At 69.8% G+C, this 18,417-nt stretch carries 15 protein-coding genes and 1 pseudogene; 7 read left to right on the top strand and 9 right to left on the bottom strand.

The features are described from left to right. Positions 1–7 precede the first annotated feature (7 nt). The gene (locus tag ACFVW6_RS13685; protein WP_378827927.1) at positions 8–1,333 is read right to left on the bottom strand and encodes an FAD-dependent oxidoreductase; all 1,326 of its coding nucleotides are present in this window, start codon (positions 1,331–1,333) and stop codon (positions 8–10) included. A 102-nt stretch (positions 1,334–1,435) separates the two neighbouring features. Here ACFVW6_RS13685 and ACFVW6_RS13680 point away from each other — a divergent pair, with 102 nt between their 5' ends. The 5 genes and pseudogenes from ACFVW6_RS13680 (at position 1,436) to ACFVW6_RS13660 (ending at position 4,637) form a co-directional block, all read left to right on the top strand. Next, the gene (locus tag ACFVW6_RS13680) at positions 1,436–2,338 is read left to right on the top strand and encodes a helix-turn-helix domain-containing GNAT family N-acetyltransferase (protein WP_378827929.1); all 903 of its coding nucleotides are present in this window, start codon (positions 1,436–1,438) and stop codon (positions 2,336–2,338) included. A 65-nt stretch (positions 2,339–2,403) separates the two neighbouring features. Then, positions 2,404–2,781, top strand: coding sequence for an ArsR/SmtB family transcription factor (locus tag ACFVW6_RS13675; RefSeq protein ID WP_378827931.1), 378 nt, complete (start codon positions 2,404–2,406; stop codon positions 2,779–2,781). Next, positions 2,778–3,533 (top strand): aquaporin, encoded by a 756-nt coding sequence (locus ACFVW6_RS13670; protein ID WP_378827933.1) that lies wholly within the window; start codon positions 2,778–2,780, stop codon positions 3,531–3,533. Before ACFVW6_RS13675 ends, ACFVW6_RS13670 begins: the two co-directional genes overlap by 4 nt. Positions 3,534–3,556: 23 nt before the next feature. Beyond that, a pseudogene (locus ACFVW6_RS13665) lies at positions 3,557–4,221 on the top strand (arsenate reductase ArsC). An 11-nt stretch (positions 4,222–4,232) separates the two neighbouring features. Next, positions 4,233–4,637 (top strand): arsenate reductase ArsC, encoded by a 405-nt coding sequence (locus tag ACFVW6_RS13660; protein WP_378827935.1) that lies wholly within the window; start codon positions 4,233–4,235, stop codon positions 4,635–4,637. Between the two features lie 9 nt (positions 4,638–4,646). On the opposite strand, the gene ACFVW6_RS13655 is transcribed toward ACFVW6_RS13660, so the two are convergent. The 5 genes from ACFVW6_RS13655 to ACFVW6_RS13635 all read right to left on the bottom strand — a co-directional run bounded on the left by ACFVW6_RS13655 (position 4,647) and on the right by ACFVW6_RS13635 (position 14,558). After that, complete coding sequence (locus ACFVW6_RS13655) at positions 4,647–6,809, bottom strand: elongation factor G-like protein EF-G2 (protein WP_378827938.1); 2,163 nt, start codon at positions 6,807–6,809, stop codon at positions 4,647–4,649. 183 nt (positions 6,810–6,992) lie between these two features. After that, positions 6,993–7,505 (bottom strand): hypothetical protein, encoded by a 513-nt coding sequence (locus tag ACFVW6_RS13650; RefSeq protein ID WP_378827940.1) that lies wholly within the window; start codon positions 7,503–7,505, stop codon positions 6,993–6,995. A 102-nt stretch (positions 7,506–7,607) separates the two neighbouring features. Further along, entirely contained in the window at positions 7,608–8,378 is a 771-nt protein-coding gene (gene modA, locus ACFVW6_RS13645; RefSeq protein ID WP_378827942.1) for a molybdate ABC transporter substrate-binding protein, read from the bottom strand. 259 nt (positions 8,379–8,637) lie between these two features. Then, a complete protein-coding gene (locus ACFVW6_RS13640; protein WP_378827944.1) occupies positions 8,638–13,329 on the bottom strand; it encodes a molybdopterin-dependent oxidoreductase in 4,692 nt (1,563 codons plus the stop codon). Then, positions 13,326–14,558 (bottom strand): molybdopterin biosynthesis protein, encoded by a 1,233-nt coding sequence (locus ACFVW6_RS13635; RefSeq protein WP_378827946.1) that lies wholly within the window; start codon positions 14,556–14,558, stop codon positions 13,326–13,328. Before ACFVW6_RS13635 ends, ACFVW6_RS13640 begins: the two co-directional genes overlap by 4 nt. A gap of 233 nt (positions 14,559–14,791) precedes the next feature. On the opposite strand from ACFVW6_RS13635, the gene ACFVW6_RS13630 reads away from it, so the two are divergent. Beyond that, positions 14,792–15,160: a gamma-glutamylcyclotransferase family protein gene (locus ACFVW6_RS13630; RefSeq protein WP_378827948.1), complete on the top strand. Its 369-nt coding sequence runs from the start codon at positions 14,792–14,794 to the stop codon at positions 15,158–15,160. On the opposite strand, the gene ACFVW6_RS13625 is transcribed toward ACFVW6_RS13630, so the two are convergent. The 3 genes from ACFVW6_RS13625 to ACFVW6_RS13615 are packed head-to-tail and all read right to left on the bottom strand — an operon-like array spanning position 15,148 to position 17,430. Next, on the bottom strand, positions 15,148–16,197 hold the full coding sequence (locus ACFVW6_RS13625; protein WP_378827950.1) for an ABC transporter ATP-binding protein: 1,050 nt from the start codon (positions 16,195–16,197) through the stop codon (positions 15,148–15,150). The two genes, ACFVW6_RS13630 and ACFVW6_RS13625, sit on opposite strands and share 13 nt — an antisense overlap. Continuing rightward, positions 16,194–17,006 carry a molybdate ABC transporter permease subunit gene (gene modB / locus ACFVW6_RS13620; protein WP_378828190.1) on the bottom strand — a complete coding sequence of 271 codons (813 nt, stop codon included), beginning with the start codon at positions 17,004–17,006 and terminating at the stop codon, positions 16,194–16,196. The genes ACFVW6_RS13625 and modB overlap by 4 nt, the downstream gene beginning before the upstream one ends. Positions 17,007–17,031: 25 nt before the next feature. After that, the gene (locus tag ACFVW6_RS13615) at positions 17,032–17,430 is read right to left on the bottom strand and encodes a helix-turn-helix transcriptional regulator (RefSeq protein WP_355276787.1); all 399 of its coding nucleotides are present in this window, start codon (positions 17,428–17,430) and stop codon (positions 17,032–17,034) included. 351 nt (positions 17,431–17,781) lie between these two features. Between ACFVW6_RS13615 and ACFVW6_RS13610 the strand changes: the two genes are divergently transcribed. Beyond that, positions 17,782–18,414 carry a methionine biosynthesis protein MetW gene (locus ACFVW6_RS13610; RefSeq protein ID WP_378827953.1) on the top strand — a complete coding sequence of 211 codons (633 nt, stop codon included), beginning with the start codon at positions 17,782–17,784 and terminating at the stop codon, positions 18,412–18,414. Positions 18,415–18,417: the final 3 nt, after the last annotated feature.

Here is an 18,417-nt window from a genome sequence, read left to right as displayed (position 1 = left end):
GGGCGGGTCAGCGCGCGGGAACCGTGAGCGTCAGGACCTCGGGCGCGGCGGGCGCGCAGCAGCCACCGGAGCTCGCACCGTTCGGGTCGTCGAACACTCCGGCGCCGCCGCAGACACCGGTGTCGGGCAGGGTCAGCTCGACCCGGGCGGCGGATTCGTGGTCACCGGCGAGTTCGGCGGCGACGGAACGGACCTGTTCGTAGCCGGTCATCGCCAGGAACGTCGGCGCGCGGCCGTAGCTCTTCATGCCGACCAGATACACGCCGGTTTCGGGATGGGACAGTTCGGCGACACCGTGCGGGTAGACGGTGCCACAGGAGTGCACGTTCGGATCGATCAGCGGCGCCAGACCCACCGGGGCTTGCAGGACGGGGTCGAGTTCCAGGCGGATCTCCGACAGCCACGACAGGTCGGGGCGGAATCCGGTGAGCGCGATGACATTGTCGATTCCGTCGATGCGGCGCCCGTCGTCGGCGACGAGGGCCGTGCGGTCATCGTCGCCGGTGTCGACCGCGGCGGTGCGGAATCCGGTGACCACGGTGAGCAGTCCGTCTTCGACGGCCTTCTTCGCGCGCAGGCCGAGGGCGCCACGCGCGGGCAGTTCGTCGGCTTCGCCGCCGCCGAAGGTGGCATCGGTCTGGCCGCGGCGCAGGACCCAGGTCAGTCGGGTGCCGGGTTCGTTCGCCAGGCGGGACAGCGCCACGATCGCGGTCAGGGCCGAGTGTCCGCTCCCGGCTATCACGGTGTGCTTACCGCGATAGCGGGCCAGGTCGGCGTCGGATTCGAGGTCGGGCACACGGTAGGTGATGGCGGCGTGGCCGCGTTCGCCCAGTGCGGGAAGTCCTTCACCGCCCAGGGGGTTCGGTGATGTCCAGGTGCCGGAGGCATCGATGACCGCGCGGGCCAGGACCCGGTCTTCGGATCCGTCGGTGCGGCGCAGGTGTACCGACAGCGGTTCGGTGTCGCGTCCGGAGTCCACGACGCGGTCGCGGCCGCGGCGGGCGACGCCGACGACTTCGGTGCCGTAGTGGACCGCGTCGCCGAGCGCGTCGGCGAGTGGCGCCAGGTAGTCGCGGGCCCAGTCCTGGCCGGTGGGGTAATCCTCGTCGGCCGGGGCGGTCCAGTCGGTGCTGTCGAGGAGGCGGCGGGCCGCGGGGGCGACGAGTTCGGCCCATCGGGAGAACAGACGGACGTGGTTCCACTGCGCGACGGCAGCGCCGGCCTCGGGACCGCGTTCGAACACGATCGGGTTCAGTCCGCGTTCGCGCAGTTCCGCTGCTGCGGCCAGCCCGATGGGGCCGGCCCCTACGACGACGACAGGCAGTTCGGTCATCACAGACTCCATTCATCGACACTCATCGATCTAATAATTTCAGACTGTATCGACACACGTCGATGAATGCAACCATCGATCGCCGTCTATATAATCGGCTGCATGACGTCTCTGGACATGCCCACCGTTCGCGACTCCGCCGCGGGTCGCCTCGACGTGCTGCCTGTCGACGACGCGACCACCTACGCGGAATGGTTCGCCTGCCTGGCCGAACCGACGCGGGTTCGGCTGCTGCACCTGGTCGCGACCCGGCCCGCCGGGATCACGGTCGGCGAGTTGACCGAGTCACTGGGCATCTCGCAGCCGACGGTGTCGCATCATGTCCGCAAGCTCGCCGATGTCGGGTTCGTCCGGGTGCACAAGAACGGCACGTCGACGGTGGTGACCGTCAATCCGGCCTGCTGCACCGGCCTGCCCCACGCCGCCGACGCGGTCATGGGCGTTCTCACCCCTCGGCCGTGCTGCCCGACCGATCTGCCCGCCGACGTGTCGGTGCGCGCGATGACCGACGCCGACTGGGCGGCGGTGCGTCGCATCTACGGCGAGGGCATCGCCACCCGCAACGCCACCTTCGCCACCGAGGTGCCGGATCGCGAGCACCTCGATTCCACCTGGCTGCCCGACCACCGCTGGGTCGCCGAGATCGGCGGCGACATCGTCGGGTGGGCGGCACTCGCACCGACCTCGGGCCGCGACTGCTACGCCGGCGTGGCCGAGAACTCCGTCTACGTGGCCGAGGCCGCGCGCGGGCGCGGCGTCGGGAAATCCCTCCTGCATCGGCAGGTGATCGCCGCCGACGCCGCCGGCCTGTGGACCCTGCAGACCTCGATCTTCCCGGAGAACCGGGCGAGTATCGCCCTGCACCACTCGGCGGGATTCCGCACGGTCGGCGTGCGCGAGCGCATCGCGACCCTCGACGGGATCTGGCGCGACACCGTCCTGCTCGAACGTCGCGCCGCCTCGGACGGCGGTTCGTCCGGCGCCTGCGAGCCATCGGCCTGCTGATCGCCCCGGGTGCGTTCACCCACTGTTTGCTTGTCGACTGATTCGACAACCGTCAATATCGATGCGTGTCGAAACCGCTCTCGTCCTGTCAGCCGCAGGACGCTTCCCCGTGTGAGGTCACCCCGCTGACCCGGGAACCGCTGTCCGCCGAATCCGCCGCCGAACTGGCGGCAACGTTCAAGGCGCTGTCGGATCCGGTGCGGTTGCGGTTGCTCAGCCTGGTCGCCAGCCGCGGCGGCGGCGAAGCCTGCGTGTGTGAGCTGTCCGCCGGGTTCGAGGTGAGCCAGCCCACCATCTCCCACCATCTCAAGGTGCTGCGCGAGGCCGGGCTCCTGTCGAGCGAGCGGCGTGGGTCGTGGGTCTACTACCGGATCGAACCGCGCGCACTGGCTCCCCTGGCGCAGGTGCTCGATGTCACGACCGTCCCGGCGGACGCGCGGTGACCGACATTCGACGTCGGCTCCTGGCCGAGTTCGTTGGCACGGCAGCACTGGTCACGGTCGTGGTCGGCTCGGGTATCGCCGCCCAGCAGCTCACCGACGATGTCGCCGTGCAGTTGCTGGCCAACTCCACCGCGACCGTCTTCGGCCTCGGCGTGCTGATCCTGGTCTTCGGGCCGGTGTCCGGCGCGCACTTCAATCCCGCGGTGTCCCTGGCGGATTGGCTGCTCGGACGCCGTCACGGCACCGGCCTGGACTTCATCGATGCCCTCGCCTACGCGATCGCGCAGATCGGCGGCGCGGTCTGCGGCGCCGTGCTGGCCAACATCATGTTCGACCTGGGCGCCTGGCAGATCTCCACCCACGACCGGATCACCACCGGCCACCTGGTCGGCGAGGTCGTCGCCACCGCCGGACTGATCGCGGTGATCTTCGCATTGGCCCGCAGCGGCCGGGCGGCCCTGTCCGCGTCGGCGGTCGCGGCGTATATCGGTGCGGCCTACTGGTTCACCAGCTCCACCAGTTTCGCCAATCCCGCGGTCACCATCGGCCGCGTTTTCTCCGACACGTTCGCCGGCATCGCCCCCACGTCCGCCCCCGGATTCGTCGTCGCCCAATTCGTCGGCGCGGCACTGGGCCTGGCGTTGATCGTGGTGCTGTATCCCCGCTCGGCGAGCGCGGCCGCCGACAACGCGGTGATTCCGCACACCGCGGACCGTCTCGCCACCAGTCCCTCCGACCCGACAACTCACTGACCGAGCCCTCTCCGGGAGCACGCATGTCCGACAGCCCCGCCACCCACGCTGATCGTGCGACATTGACGATCGACCAACGCCACGCGCTCACCACCGCCGCGACCCGGCTACACGAGACCTTCGCCGACACCTACGGACGCGAGACCATCGAACACTTCCTCACCACCAGCTACGACGAGTTCGCCGCCCGCGCCACCGTCGTCAACTACCTGCCGCTGCTGGCCGAACGCTTCGCCCGCCAGCGTCTGCTCGCCTGGCCAAGGTCGAGGGAAAGCTCGACACCGACAAGCCGGTCGTGCTGTTCCTGTGTACCCACAACGCCGGGCGCTCCCAGATGGCGCTGGGCTGGTTCACCCACCTCGCCGGTGACCAGGCGATCGCCTGGTCGGGCGGATCGGAACCGGGGACCCACATCAACGCGGTCGCGGTCGAGGCGATGAACGAGATCGGCATCGACATCACCGGGGAGTTCCCCAAGCCCTGGACCGAGGAGATCCTGCGCGCCGCCGACGTCATCGTCACGATGGGCTGCGGCGACGCGTGCCCCATCTACCCCGGCCGCCGCTACGAGAACTGGGAACTGACCGACCCCGACCACCAGCCCCTCGAGGTCGTCCGCGGTATCCGCGACGAGATCGGCAACCGCGTCCGCGAGCTGCTCGCCTCCCTCGACATCACCACCCACTGAAAGGACACCCTGTGTCGACCAAGCCCAGCGTGCTGTTCGTCTGCGTCCACAACGCCGGACGATCGCAGATGGCACAAGGCTTTCTGACCCACCTCGCCGGTGACGCCATCGAAGTGCGGTCCGCGGGCAGCGCTCCCGGCGACGCCCTCAACCCCGCCGCGGTCGAGGCGATGGCCGAAATCGGCATCGACATCACCAGCCAGGCACCCAAGATCCTCACCCCGGACGCGGTCGAAACCTCCACCGTCGTGATCACCATGGGGTGTGGTGACGCGTGTCCGTACTTCCCCGGCGTCGACTATCGCGACTGGACGCTGGAGGATCCGGCGGGCAAGGGTGTCGAGGCCGTCCGCCCGATCCGCGACGAAATCCGTACGCGTATCGAGAAGCTCATCGCGGAACTGATCCCGGCGTAGCACCGCCGCCTAGGCCGACACCTCGGCGGTGTGTTTGCGAGCGCGTTCGGCGACGGCGGCGGGCATCGGCTCGTGCCGGAGGTACCCGCGGGCGAACGAGCCCGCACCGTGGGTGAGTGACCGCAGGTCGATGACGTACCTGCTCAGTTCGAGTTCGGGTACCTCGGCCCGGATATGGGTGCGGCCGGCCTCGGCCGGTTCGGTGCCGAGAATGCGGCCGCGCCGGGTGGACAGGTCACCGAGGACGGCGCCCAGCTGGTCGTCGGGGACCGTGACCCGCACGGCGGCGACCGGTTCGAGCAGCAGGGTTCCGGACGCGTCCGCCGCGTCGCGCAGGGCGAGGGCACCCGCGGTCTGGAAGGCGGCGTCGGAGGAATCCACCGAGTGCGCTTTCCCGTCCACCAGGGTCACCCGAACATCGACCAGCGGATATCCGGGAGTGACCCCGCGCGCGGCCTGCGCCCGTGCCCCTTTCTCCACCGACCCGATGAACTGCCGCGGCACCACCCCGCCGACCACCCGGTCGACGAACTCGAACCCCGTCCCCGCGGGCAGCGGTTCCACCTGGATCTGGCACACCGCGTACTGCCCGTGCCCGCCGGACTGCTTCACCAGCCTGCCGCGCCCCTCGGCCGCCGCGGCGAGCGTCTCCCGCAGCGCCACCCGATACGGTTCCACGTCCACCCGCACCCCGAACCGCCCGCGCAACCGTTCCAGCGCGACATCCCGGTGGGCTTCGCCCAGGCACCACAGCACCAGCTGGTGGGTGTGTTCGTTGTGTTCCAGCCGCAGGGTCGGATCCTCGGCGACGAGCCGGGTCAGGCTCTGCGAGAGCTTGTCCTCATCGGCCTTACCCTGCGCCCGGATAGCCACGGGCAGCAGGGGTTCCGGCAGCGGCCACGGCTCGATCAGCAGGGGTTTCCCGGTGCCGGACAGGGTGTCGCCGGTTTCGGCGTGGCCGAGTTTGCTCACGAACGCGATATCGCCCGCGACGGCCTCGAACAGGGTCCGCTGTTGCTTCCCCAACGGCGCGGTGACCCCGCCGACCCGGTCGTCGGCATCGTGCTCGGGTCCGCAGACGTGGACGGTGTCCTCGCTGTGCAGCGTGCCGGAGAACACCCGCACCAGCGATACCCGTCCCACATACGGGTCGGACGAGGTCCGGATGACCTCCGCGGCGAGCTCGCCCGCCGGATCGCAGCGCAGCGCGGTGGGCGCGGCGCCGTCGCCGCGCGACACGGCCGACAGCGGGTGTTCGATCGGTGTCGGGAATCCGGCCGTCATCAGTTCCAGCAGTTCGAGCGTGCCGAGGCCCTGTTCGGCGTCCTCGGCCGCCGGTGCGGCGAACAGCACCGGATGGAAGCTGCCGCGGGCGACGGCTCGTTCCAGGTCGTCGACCAGGGTGTCGAGTTCGACGGATTCGCCGTCGAGGTACCGGTCCATCAGCGTTTCGTCTTCGCTCTCGGCGATGATCGCCTCGATCAGCCGATCGCGGGCCGGGTCGATCACCGCGAGCTGGTCCGCCGCGGGTTCGGTGCGCACCCGTTTCCCGCTGCGATAGTCGGCGACGCGTCGCTCGAGCAGTTCCAGCAGTCCGGTCGCGGGCCGGTGCCCGTCGGGGCTCTTCGGCCCGTAGACCGGCAGGTGCAGGGGCAGGGGCAGCACGGTATCGCTCGCGCCGTCGGTCAGCAGCGCCTGACAGGTCTGCACCAGGTCCGCGTACTCCGCCCGCGCGGTGTCCAGGTGGGTCATCACGATCGCGCGCGGCATCCCCACCCGCGCGCATTCGGCCCACAGGTCCCGCGTCGCCCCCGCCACACCCTCCACGCCGTCGGCCGCCGACACCAGGAACAGCGCCGCGTCCGCCGCCCGCAACCCGGCCCGCAGCTCGCCGACGAAATCCGGGCATCCCGGCGTGTCGATCAGATTGATCTTCACCTCGCCCCACTGCACCGGGACCACCGAGACCTGCACAGACCTGTGCTGTCGCCGTTCGACCTCGTCGTAGTCCGACAGCGAGGTCCCGTCCTCGACGCGGCCGGCCCGGTTCACCGTCCCGGTCGCCAACGCCAACGCCTCGACCAGCGTCGTCTTCCCCGCACCACTGCTGCCGACCAACGCGACGTTCCGGATGCTCTCCGGTCGCCACGCACCGTTCGTCCGATCCGCCATGTCGCACGCTCCCTGGGGTTGGGGACCCGGCCCCTTCGAGCTTCCCACCGCAGGTAGGGGCACGTCCACGGTTTGCGGCCGATCGATGCCGGGCCTCGCTCCGGATGTCGAGGCCTACCTCGACATCCGGATAGAGGGCCTCGTCCACCCGGCGGTTCGAGGCCCTCCTCGGAGACGGGCGGCTCAGGCGTCCAGGACGCGGGCCGCCTCGGCGTACATGTCCTCACGGGTGATCGGCTCGATGGTGGAGTTGAGCCGCGAGACACCGGGAATCTCGCCGTAGTCGGGGCCACAGTGCGGGGCGAGGTACTCGGCGAAGAGGGAGTCGCCGTACTGGCGCTCGCTCTTGACCTTCTTCTCGACCGGGTCGAATTCGATGACCGCGAGGTACTGACCGGTCACCCGCTGGCCGTCCTCCCGGTTGAACGAGAAGGACGCCTCCCGGAACAGGGTGTTCGGGCCGACGCCGTGAACGCGCATCTTCGAGGCCGGGTCACCCCGGTCGAGGTCCGCGAGAGCACGCCGGTAGTGCTCGCGGACGGCTTCCGGTCCGTCGGCCGCCCAGCCCCACGACGGGAACTCGTAGTGCGGGTTGGCGACTACGGTCGCCATCGTCGCATCGAGGTCCTCCGACAACTCCGCCATCTCGTGCCGGTAGAGGATCTCTTCCATCTCGGCCAGGGTCAGGTCCGCCATCAGTCACTCCGCACTCTCGGATCCATTTATTAGATCGTTCTATCTAACGCTAAGTGATCGGGCTCACTCACGTCAACGAGATGTTCTGGGCGGCGGTGCGGTTTACGGGTTGTCGAATCCGGCCTGGGTGAAGACCGCGCGGGCGGAGTCCGAGCCGATGAACTCGACGAACGCCGTGGCGGCAGTGGCGTTGGGCGCCTTGGCCAGCGGCGCGACCGGGTAGTCGTTGATCGCCTTGCTCGACTCGGGGAAGTCGATGCCTTCGACCTTCGTGCCTGCGGCGTGCACGTCGGTGCGGTAGACCAGGGCGGCGTCGACCTCGCCGAGGGTCACCTTCGTCAGCACCGCCTTCACGTCGGCTTCGCGGGTGTCGGGCTGCGGGGCGATTCCGGCGGTCTCGAACACCGTCTTCGCCGCGGCACCGCAGGGGACCTGCTCGGCGCACAGGGCGATCTTCGGTTCGGTCTTGCCGAAGTCGGCCAGTCCGGTGATGTGGCCGGGGTTCCCGGCGGGCACCGCGATCTCGAGGCGGTTGCGCACGAACGTGACCGGCTTCGCGGTGATCTCCCCCGCGTCGACGACCTGCTGCATGTTCTTGGGCGCGGCCGAGGCGAACACGTCCGCGGGCGCGCCCTGCTTGATCTGCTCGGCCAGTGCCGAGCTGGCGCCGAAGTTGTAGACCACCTTCACCCCGGGATGCGCGGCCTCGAACTGCTTGCCCAGCTCGGTGAAGGTCTCGGTCAGCGAGGCGGCGGCGAATACGGTCACGGTGCCGGTGACCTTGTCCGCCGAGGCGGGTTCGGTCGTCGTGTCGCTTCCACAGCCGACCGTGGCCAGCGCCACGGCGCCGGCCGTCGCAACACCACAGACCATGCGAATCATCTTCAACTTCATCAACTTTCAGCCGTTCCGGTTCAACAGGTGAGGTCGGGCCCGTATCGATCGGGCGGTCGCAGATGCAGCACGGTAGGCAGTCGCTGTTTCCGGGCGGTCACGACACATCCTCCCACCGGTTACGGTTACCTCTCCGCAGATGCGGGGATTCTTGTAAGATCACCTCGGGGATGCGGAATAACAGGGCTGATCGTACTTCAACTGCGAACATCATGTGCGGCGGTCCGGGAGGGCCGGCTCAGTACACGTCGCGGACATACCGCTTGTCGGTGGCGAGCTTCTTGACGTAGGCGTCGGCGTCTTCTTCGGACATCGCGCCGTGGTGGGAGACGATCTCGCGCAGGGCCGCGTCGACGTCCTTGGCCATGCGGGCGGCATCGCCGCAGACGTAGAAGTGGGCGCCGTCGCGCAGCCAATTCCACAGGTGCGCGCCGTGCTCGCGCATGCGGTCCTGGACGTAGATCTTGGCCCGCTGGTCACGGGAGAACGCGACGTCCAGGCGGCTCAGCACACCGTGTTGCTGGAGTTCGCGCAGTTCGTCGCGATAGTAGAAGTCGGTGGCTTCGTGCTGTTCGCCGAAGAACAGCCAGTTCGGCGCTTGGTCGCCGCGGGCGCGGCGGTGTTCGAGGAAACCGACGAACGGGGCCACCCCGGTACCGGGACCGACCATGATCGCCGGGGTGGCCGGGTCGTCGGGTGGCCGGAAGTGCGGCGCGGACTGGACGTGCAGGACCAGCGGCTGGTCGAGGTCGACGTCGGCGAGGTAGGCCGAGCACAGGCCGCCGCGTGGGCGCCCGGTCGGGCCTTCGTAGCGGATCACCGAGACGGTGGTCCGCACGATCGCGGCGTCGACCAGCGGGCTGGAGGAGATCGAATACAGGCGCGGCTGTAGGCGTTTGAACAACGCCACCCACTGTTGCGGCCCGGCCGACAGCGCGAATTCGGCGGCGATGTCCACGGGTTGGCGTCCCCACAGCCACTTCGCGAGTTCGCCCTTGTTGTCGGGTCTCAGCAACCACTTGATGGTGCGGTCACCGGTCTGTTCGGCGACGAAACGCAGCAGTTCGGTGGTCGTCTTGGTCAGGTCGAGGTAACCCTCGAGCGCGATCGACAGCGGCATCGGCCCCGCCTTGGGCACCTCGACGACGACGGCCGGGTCCAATCCGGTGACGGCGAGGAATTCCCAGACCAGGCCGAGGTCGTTGGCCGGTCGGACACCGAGCGCGTCGCCGACGTCGTAGCTCAGGTCCGATCCGGTCAGATCGTAGGTGAACTGGCGGACCTCTTTCTGCGCGCCGGACAGGCTGAGCAGCCGGTTGCCGACCAGTCTTCCGGTGGGGGTATCGATGCGGACCGCGGTTCTGGTCGAGCCGGGCATCGGTACCGAGACGGTGGCCGCGGGCGCGGGGGTCGCGGTGGATTCGGGCGGCGGGTTGCCCAATGCGGGTAGCAGTTGGGCGAGCCACGCGTGCGCGGCTTCTTCGAAGTCCGGTTCGCAGTCGGCGCGGTCCAGGATCCGCTCGGCGCCCAGCTCGGCGAGGCGCTCGTCGAGACGTTTGCCGTGGCCGCAGAACGCGTCGTAGTTCGAGTCACCGAAAGCCAGGACCGCGAATCGCGTCCCGGTCAGCGCGCCCGCACCGGTCTCGGTCAGCGAGGTCCAGAACGCGGCGCCGTTGTCGGGGGCATCGCCGTCGCCGAAGGTGCTCGAGAAGACGATCAGATCGGCGCCGGCAGGCAGCTTGTCGATCGCGATCTCGTCCATGCCGTGCACGACCGGCACTCGTCCGGTCCCGGCGAGCGCGGGCACCGCGGTGGCGGCGACGAAGTCCTCGGCGTTCCCGGTTTGCGAAGCCCACAACACCACCAGCGGACGGCCGGTGGCAGCCGCCGGTGCCGCCGTCGACACATCGGCGCCAGGCGGGACCGCGAGCGCGGGCAGCAGCCGCGCGAGCCAGCCTCGCGCGGCTTCTTCGAAGTCGGGTTCGCAGTCGACGCGGTCCAGAATCCGCTCGGCGCCCAGCTCGGCGAGGCGCTCGTCGAGGCGTTTGCCGTGGCCACAGAACGCGTCGTAATTCGAGTCACCGAAAGCCAACACCGCGAATCGCGATCCCGCCAGCGCGCCCGCGCCCGCTGCGGCCAGTGAAGTCCAGAACATGGCGCCGTTGTCGGGGGCGTCACCGTCGCCGAACGTGCTCGATACCACCACCAAATCGCAGTTCGGCGGCAGCTTGTCGATCGTGATCTCGTCCATGCCGTGCACGACCGGCGCACGTCCGGTCCCGGCGAGCGCGGGCACCGCGGTGGCGGCGACGAAGTCCTCGGCGTTGCCGGTCTGGGAGGCCCACAGCACGACCAGCGGCCGGACCGCGGCTGCCGCGGGCGGGGTATCCATCTCGACCGGGTGCACGGGTTCGGCTACAGGAGCGAGCTGGTGGGTTACAGCCTGGTGCGGGCCGAAGACCCCGGCCAGCATGCCGTTCACCCAGGCCGTGGCCGGTGGCGGTAGTGGCGCGCTCGACGGTAGGGCGGGGAGTACGTCGCTGCCGAGGCGGTCGATACCGGACAGGAAACCGGCCAGGTAGGCCCTGCCGGTCTCCGACAAGGGCGGAACGCCCAGGTCACCCAGGCCGAGCGCGGCGGCAGCGGTGGCCACCGAGCCGGCCGATGCCCGGATGCCGGGCACGGGCACCGGCGGCGTGGAGGTGGGTGCTGGTGGCGCGGCGTCGACGATGACCGGCGCGTCGGCGGTGGGCTCGACGACGATCGGTGCGGGCACCTTCAACAGCCGCACGGCGCAGACCTTGAATTCGGGCTGCTGGGAGATCGGGTCGATGGCGTCGTTGGTGACGGCGTTGACGGCCCGGTACTCACCGAACAGGTCGTTCCAATGGAACGGGGCGAACACATCACCGACCCGGACCCGATCGGTGACCACGGCGGGCAGCACGGCGCGACCGCGCCGGGAGGCGACCTCGATCCAGTCCCCGGCCGACACGTCGAGGCGGGCGGCGTCATCGGGGTGGACTTCGACGAACGGGCCGGGATTGAGCTTGTTCAGCTTGGCGATCTTGCCGGTCTTGGTCAGGGTGTGCCATTGATGTTGCACACGACCGGTATTCAGTACGAACGGGTAGTCGTCGTCGGGCAGTTCGGCCGGTTCCAGATTCGGTCGGGCGAAGAACACCGCGCGTCCCGAGGCGGTCGGGAACCACAGTCGTGGTGTGGTGCCGTCCTCGCGGGTGCGGAGCTCCTGACTGATCCCGTCGTTGCGGTAGCGGATGGGATTGCGGCGCGGGCCATCCGGGGCGATCGGCCACTGCACCGAGCCTTCGCGGAGCCGGGCGTAGGTGGCCCCGCGCAGGTCGTAGCCGGTGCGCGGATTCCAGGTCTGCTTGATCTCCTCGAAGATCTCCTCGGCGCTGTCGTAGGTGAAAGCCTCGGAATAGCCCATAGCGCAGGCGATTCGGGCGATGATCTGCCAATCCGGGATGGCCTGGCCCGGCGCCGGGAGGGTCTTGGGGATCAGGGTGAGGTTGCGTTCGGAGTTGATCATCACCCCTTCGCCCTCGATCCACAGCGTCGCGGGCAGGATCACATCGGCGTAGGCGTTGGTCTCGGTCTCGGTGAAGACGTCCTGGGTGATCACCAGCTCGGCCGCTTCCAGCCCGGCCAGCACCGTCTTGCGATTCGCCACTGTCGCCACGGGATTGGTGCAGATGATCCAGCACGCCTTGATCTCGCCCGCGGCCATGCGGGCGAACATGTCGATGGTGCCGCTACCGACCTCGGTGCGCAGTGTGCCCGCCGGGACCTGCCACAGCTTCTCGATGAACTCGCGATCACCGTCGACCAGGACCGACCGCTGTCCCGGCAGACCCGGTCCCATGTAGCCCATTTCGCGTCCGCCCATGGCGTTGGGCTGGCCGGTCAGGGAGAACGGGCCGGAACCGGGACGGCAGATCGCACCGGTGGCCAGGTGCAGATTGATCAGGGCGTTGGAGTTCCAGGTGCCGTGGGTGGACTGGTTCAATCCCATTGTCCAGCAGCTCATCCACTCCCCCGCCGTGCCGATCAGCTCGGCGGCGCGGCGCAGGTCCTCGACCGCGACGCCGGTCAGCGCGGCGACGGTCGCCGGGGTGTAGTCGGCGAGGAACTCCGGCATGCCCGCCCAGCCCTCGGTGAACTCGGCGATGAACTCCTCGTCGACGTGTCCGCCCTCGACGAGCAGGTGCAGCAGGCCGTTGAGCAGCGCAAGATCGCTGCCGGGCGTGACCTGGAGGAACAGGTCGGCCTTGTCGGCGGTCGCGGTGCGGCGCGGGTCGACCACGATCAGCTTTGCCCCGGCCTTGACGCGATCCATCATGCGCAGGAACAGGATCGGGTGGCAGTCGGCCATATTGGCGCCGATCACGAAGAACACGTCGGCGTGATCGAAATCCTCGTAGGAGCCGGGTGGGCCGTCCGAACCGAGCGACAGCTTGTAGCCGCTGCCCGCACTGGCCATGCACAGCCGCGAGTTCGACTCGATCTGGTTGGTCCCGATGAACCCTTTCGCCAGCTTGTTGGCCAGGTACTGAGCTTCCAGCGTCATCTGGCCCGACACGTACAGCGCCACCGCGTCGGGGCCGTGGGTGTCGATCAGCTGCCGGAGCCGCTGTGCGGTGTCGGCGATGGCGGTGTCCACCGAGTGCGCGACGGGCTCGGCGCCCCGCTCGGCGCGCACGAGCGCGGTGTCGAGGCGGCCGTCGACCCCGAGCAGGTCGAGGTGGCTGCCGCCCTTGGTGCACAGGCGTCCCCCGTTGGCCGGATGTTGTTTGTCGCCGGGGGCTTTGCGTACTCGCGGGGTGCCGTCGGCTCCGGTCTCGACCTCGAGCGCGATGCCGCAGCCGACACCGCAGTAGGAGCACACCGTGCGGATCGGCCCCGTCATCGCGGGAGCGGGATCAGTTCGGCGAGCGCGCCCCTGGTGCCGCCCGGCGGGAGCAGCGCGAGGGCTTGGGCCTCGACCAGATGTGCCAGGTGCGGGATCCCGATGGGGCCGGTGGCCCGCCATACTCCGCCGCCGACCTGCCCGACCGGGACTACTTCGGTCAGGTCCGCGGTCGCGGCGCAGCGGTCGACCAGACGCCCGAGCATCGGCGGCACCGGATCGCGCGCGGTCAAGGCCTCGAGGACGCGCCGTCCGGTGACCATGAGCGCGGCGATCGCTTCGAACGGATCGGCGGGCACCGCGAGCAGGGTGCGTCCATCGGGTAGCCGGGCCAGCAGCTGGTCGCCGCCCGGGCGCATCCGGACGCCGTCGACGAGGAGGTCGGCGGCGATCTCGGCCAGCAGGAACCGAACTTCCTCGAGCGCGCCGACGACAACGACGACCTCGGCGTCGGCCGGCAGCGCGAACCAGGAGCGCAGCAGTTCACCGTCGCTCATCTGCCACACCTTGCCGGAGCGGATGTCGCACGCCCGCAGGAAGTCCGAGATCACGGGGGCGACGGCGTCGGGTGCCCACTGCGCACCGCGGTTGACGCCCCGGCCGAGCCGACCGCTGGTCACGAGGACATCGGCCGACAGCGGTCCGCGCACCGAGGCCTGCCCGACCCGCGCGCTCGATCCGACCGAGACCACCGCCGGGCCGACCCGCACGCCCGCCGAAGCCAGCACCATGCCCGCGTGCCACTGCGCACCGCGGACCCGGGTGTCGTCGGACTTGGGCGCTCCCGCGGCGCGCATCAGCACGGCCTGGCCGAGCACGCGCGCGAATTCCACGTGGGCGTCGCGGATCACCGCCGTGGTGCACAGCGGTGTCGAGGTCCCGGCGGTGATCCGCGCGGCTTCACCCACCGCCAGCGCCGGGGTCGTCGAGCTCACTTTGCCCGCGCGGACCACCCAGTAGGGGCCGGGTCCGCTGACGGCGTAGCCGTCGCGCGCGGCGGTGTCGACGGAGGGTTCGGCGGTCTGGGCCAGCAGCGGCCGCGCCAGGGTCGCGCCGACGGCGTCGGACAGCAGTCGCGTCACCGGCGCGATCGGCCGCAGCCCGCGACGGACCGCCGGCCCGAGGTCCGCGACCGAGATCCGCGCTGCGCATTCCGGCACCGGGTCCGCGGTGATCATCTTTCCCGCGGCACCGGCCGCGACCTGCTGCAACCCATCGACTCCGACCATGTGTCGATCCTCAGTATCGGATATTGCGGCTCAATATCACCGTAGTTGCCCATTCATCACCGATTTCTCACCCGCATTTGCAGGCCGGTGTGCGCTCGCCCACTGGCCGACCTCAATCGCGAGGTCACGGCGGGTATGAGCGGGAAGGTTCGACAGGGAAGGCGGCCGAATCCGCAGGAGAGGAGACTCAGATCACGTTCGTCCGCAAGTGCGGATCTGCTTGAGTCGACACCATGGCCGACATCCTGCTGTTCTCCTACGGAACCCTGCGTCAACCCGAGGTGCAGCGCACCGTGTTCGGCCGCGAGCTCGACGGCAGGCCCGATGCGATCGTCGGCTACCAGCTGGGTGAGGTGACCATCACGGACGCGGCGGTCATCGCGGCCAGCGGCAGCGCCGTGCATCCGGCGCTGGTGTCCGCCGACCCGGATTCCGGGGTGGACGGGACCGTATTCGCCCTCACCACAACCGATCTCGCGGCAGCCGACGACTACGAGGTCGACGACTACACGCGGGTTCTGCTACCGCTGCGCTCAGGTGCGAAGGCGTGGGTGTACGTGCTGGCGGCCGCGACTCCGGACGGTGTCGATCACGCGGGATAGGTGTGGATCTCAGTCGCTTTCACCGAGGCCCACAGCCGTGCTCCGCTGTGCAGGCGCAGGTCGGCGACGGTGGCGGGGGTGATCTCGGCCAGGACCGGCGGGGCGCCGTCGAGGCGGACGCGGGTGGTGTGCGCGTGCTGTTCGAGGCCGGTGACGGTGACCTGCCAGGTGTTGCGCGGGCTGCCGCTGGGGCGTTCGGGATAGAGGCTGACCGCGGTGGGCGCGAACGACGCGTGGACCGGGCCGTGCGCGGGTTCGGCGATGGTGAAGGCCGCGCCGCCGCCGAGGTCGACGGTGGTGCCCTCGGCCGTGCCCCGGTAGAGGTTGAGGCCGACCAGGTCGGCGACGTAGTCGGTGCGGGGGCGGCGGGCGACCTCGCTCGGCGCACCCTCCTGGACGATGGCGCCGTTCTCGATGATGATCAGCCGGTCGGCCAGGACCATCGCGTCGAAGGGGTCGTGGGTGACCAGCACGGTGTGGCCGGGGTAGTCGCCGAGGTGATGGGCCAGTTCGGCGCGAACCTGCAACCGGGTGCCCGCGTCGAGCGCGGCCAGCGGTTCGTCGAGCAGCAGCAGGGCCGGGTCGGTCACCAGGGCCCGCGCGAGCGCGACGCGCTGGGCCTGACCGCCCGACAGCGCCCGGGGTTTCGCGTGCAGGTGCTCGCCGAGGCCGACGCGTGCGAGCCAGGCGCCGGCCGCGGCCCGGGCGGTGGTGCGATGCTGTCCGCGAGCGCGCGGGCCGAAGGCGACGTTGTCCTGGGCGCTCATGTGCGCGAACAGCAGATAGTCCTGGAACACGACGCCGACCTCGCGTCGTTCCGCCGGGACGAACCGGTCCGGCGGCGCGTCCCAGACGTGGTCGTCGAGGACGATCCGCCCGCCGGTGAGCGGGGTGAGCCCGGCCAGGGCCCGCAGGGCGGTGGTCTTGCCCGCGCCGTTGGGTCCCAGCAGGGCGACGACCTCGCCCGGGGCGACCTCGATCGCGATGTCGAGTTCGAACGACGCGCGGGTAACGCGGATGTCGGCGGTGAGGGTCACAGGGCCCCCCGCGTCCACCGGTCCCGCAGCGCCACCAGCACCGCCACCGACACCGCGAGCAGCACGACGCTGAGCACGATCGCGTCCTCGGGATCGGTCTCCAAGGCCAGGTAGACGGCCAGCGGCATGGTGGTGGTCGTGCCGGGATAGCTGCCCGCGAAGGTGATGGTCGCGCCGAACTCGCCGAGCGCCCGCGCCCAGCACAGCACCGCGCCCGCGACGACGCCGGGCAGCACCGAGGGCAGGGTGACCCGGCGGAAGGTCAGCCACCGCGACGCGCCGAGGGTGGCGGCGGCCTCCTCGTAGCGCGGATCGGCGCCGCGCAGCGCACCCTCCACCGCGATCACCAGGAACGGCATCGCGACGAACGCCTCGGCCACGATCACGCCGGCGGTGGTGAACGGCAGCGAGAAACCGAACCATTCGTAGAGGTATCGGCCGACCAGACCGCGGCGCCCCAGCACCAGCAGCAGCGCCACACCGCCGACGACCGGCGGCAGCACGAGCGGCACCGTGACCAGCGCACGGACGAACCGCTGACCGGGCACCTCGCCGCGCGCGAGCAGCCACGCCAGCGGGATGCCGAGCACCAGGCACACCAGGGTCGCCGAGGTGGCGCAGATCAGCGACAGCCGCAGCGCCTGCCAGACCTCGGGACTGCTCAACCGCTCCGGCAGGGTCCGCCACGGCGTCCGCAGCAGCATGCCGAGCAGCGGCAGGGTCAGAAAGACCAGCCCGCACACGGCGGGCACCAGCAGGATCAGCGGCCGTCTGCCGCGCACGGCCCGCCGCCGGGCGACCCGGGTCATGATCCGGCCCGCACGATCGACCTCGTCAGCTTTCCGGGACTTCGACGACGACATGCGTCGACTTGACCGAGGCCACCGCGATACTGCCGACCTCGAGCCCGAGCTCGTCGACCGAATCGCGGCTCATCAGCGACACCAGCTGAAACGGCCCGGCCTGCATCTCGACCTGCGCCATCACGGTGTCCTTCACGATCCGCGTGACGATCCCGCGCAGGCGATTGCGCGCCGAGGACGCGACCGTGATCCCCGGCTCCGGCGCCTCCGCATTGTGCTGCAGGAATTCCGCCAGCTCACGACCCTCGACACCCTTGCGCCCGCTGTCGAGCTGGATCGCGGTGAGCCGCCCCTGGTCGATATACCGGCGCACGGTGTCGTCACTGACACCCATCAAGGCCGCTACTTCACTGATCCGCAGATTCGACACGATAGGCAGCATATTCGGAGCACTTGCGGAACGCCCGACCCCCGGTCCCTCGGATCCGGTCCGACACGACGGGCACCGGATGAACCGGAGTCGACAAGCCGAGGACAATCGAGCGTTCGCGTTGCCGCCGCCCACGGCTCGCAATATCGTGGTGCGCAACCGATCCGGCTGCGGCGCGACGAAGCGCCGCACCGATGAGACTCACGCCCCGGCCGACCGTTTCCACCACGTCACCGTCCACTCGACGCGACCACCAGTAGCCGCACACCGTCGGGTCGACGCCACGACCAGACACCGTTCGCGCCCGCCGTCGGCAGCGCATTCACGCAGTCACCCCGAGCAGGAAAATCTGTGAGCACCACCAGCGTCATCTATCGGCACACCTCTGTCTACAACCTCCTCATGCGCGGGCTCTACGGCCGCCACTACGGAGCCCGATTCGAAGCGATCGCCGCGTTGATCCCCGACGGAGCCGAGGTCCTCGACCTGTGCTGCGGCCCGGCCACCCTCTACACCCGCTACCTGCGCGGAAAGTCGGTCCGCTACAAGGGTTTCGACATCAACGAACGCTTCGTCGCCCGGGTGGTCGCCGCGGGCGGGGACGGCCTCGTCTGGAACCTCAGGGAGGACACCGCGCTGCCCCGCGCCGACTACGTCGTCATGCAGGCCAGCCTGTACCACTTCCTGCCCGAGCCCGACCCGGTCGTCCGGCGCATGCTCGAGGCCGCCCGCGAGCAGGTGATCATCGCCGAACCGATCCGCAATCTCACCACCAGCTCCAACCGCACCCTCGCGCGATTGTCGGGCCGGTTCACCGACGCGGGCGAGGGCGCTCAGGCGCACCGATTCACCCGCGACACCCTCGACCGGGCACTCGCGCGCTATGCCGACCGCATCGCGTCGACCAGCCTCATCGCCGGCGGCCGCGAGCAGCTGTATGTGCTCACACCGGACCCGCGGGCCCATGTCACCTCGGCGTCCTGACCA

This window comes from Nocardia sp. NPDC058244 (assembly GCF_042882065.1).
Classification (GTDB): Bacteria; Actinomycetota; Actinomycetes; order Mycobacteriales; family Mycobacteriaceae; genus Nocardia.
Note: the sequence above shows the minus strand (reverse complement) of the source record. Positions and strands in the feature narration are given on the sequence as shown.

Coding starts and splice junctions, on each gene's coding strand:
- ACFVW6_RS13685 (WP_378827927.1), bottom strand. CDS start 1,333: ATGACCGAACTGCCTGTCGTCGTCGTAGGGGCCGGCCCCATCGGGCTG.
- ACFVW6_RS13680 (WP_378827929.1), top strand. CDS start 1,436: ATGACGTCTCTGGACATGCCCACCGTTCGCGACTCCGCCGCGGGTCGC.
- ACFVW6_RS13655 (WP_378827938.1), bottom strand. CDS start 6,809: ATGGCGGATCGGACGAACGGTGCGTGGCGACCGGAGAGCATCCGGAAC.
- ACFVW6_RS13650 (WP_378827940.1), bottom strand. CDS start 7,505: ATGGCGGACCTGACCCTGGCCGAGATGGAAGAGATCCTCTACCGGCAC.
- modA (WP_378827942.1), bottom strand. CDS start 8,378: ATGGTCTGTGGTGTTGCGACGGCCGGCGCCGTGGCGCTGGCCACGGTC.
- ACFVW6_RS13640 (WP_378827944.1), bottom strand. CDS start 13,329: ATGACGGGGCCGATCCGCACGGTGTGCTCCTACTGCGGTGTCGGCTGC.
- ACFVW6_RS13635 (WP_378827946.1), bottom strand. CDS start 14,558: ATGGTCGGAGTCGATGGGTTGCAGCAGGTCGCGGCCGGTGCCGCGGGA.
- ACFVW6_RS13630 (WP_378827948.1), top strand. CDS start 14,792: ATGGCCGACATCCTGCTGTTCTCCTACGGAACCCTGCGTCAACCCGAG.
- modB (WP_378828190.1), bottom strand. CDS start 17,006: ATGACCCGGGTCGCCCGGCGGCGGGCCGTGCGCGGCAGACGGCCGCTG.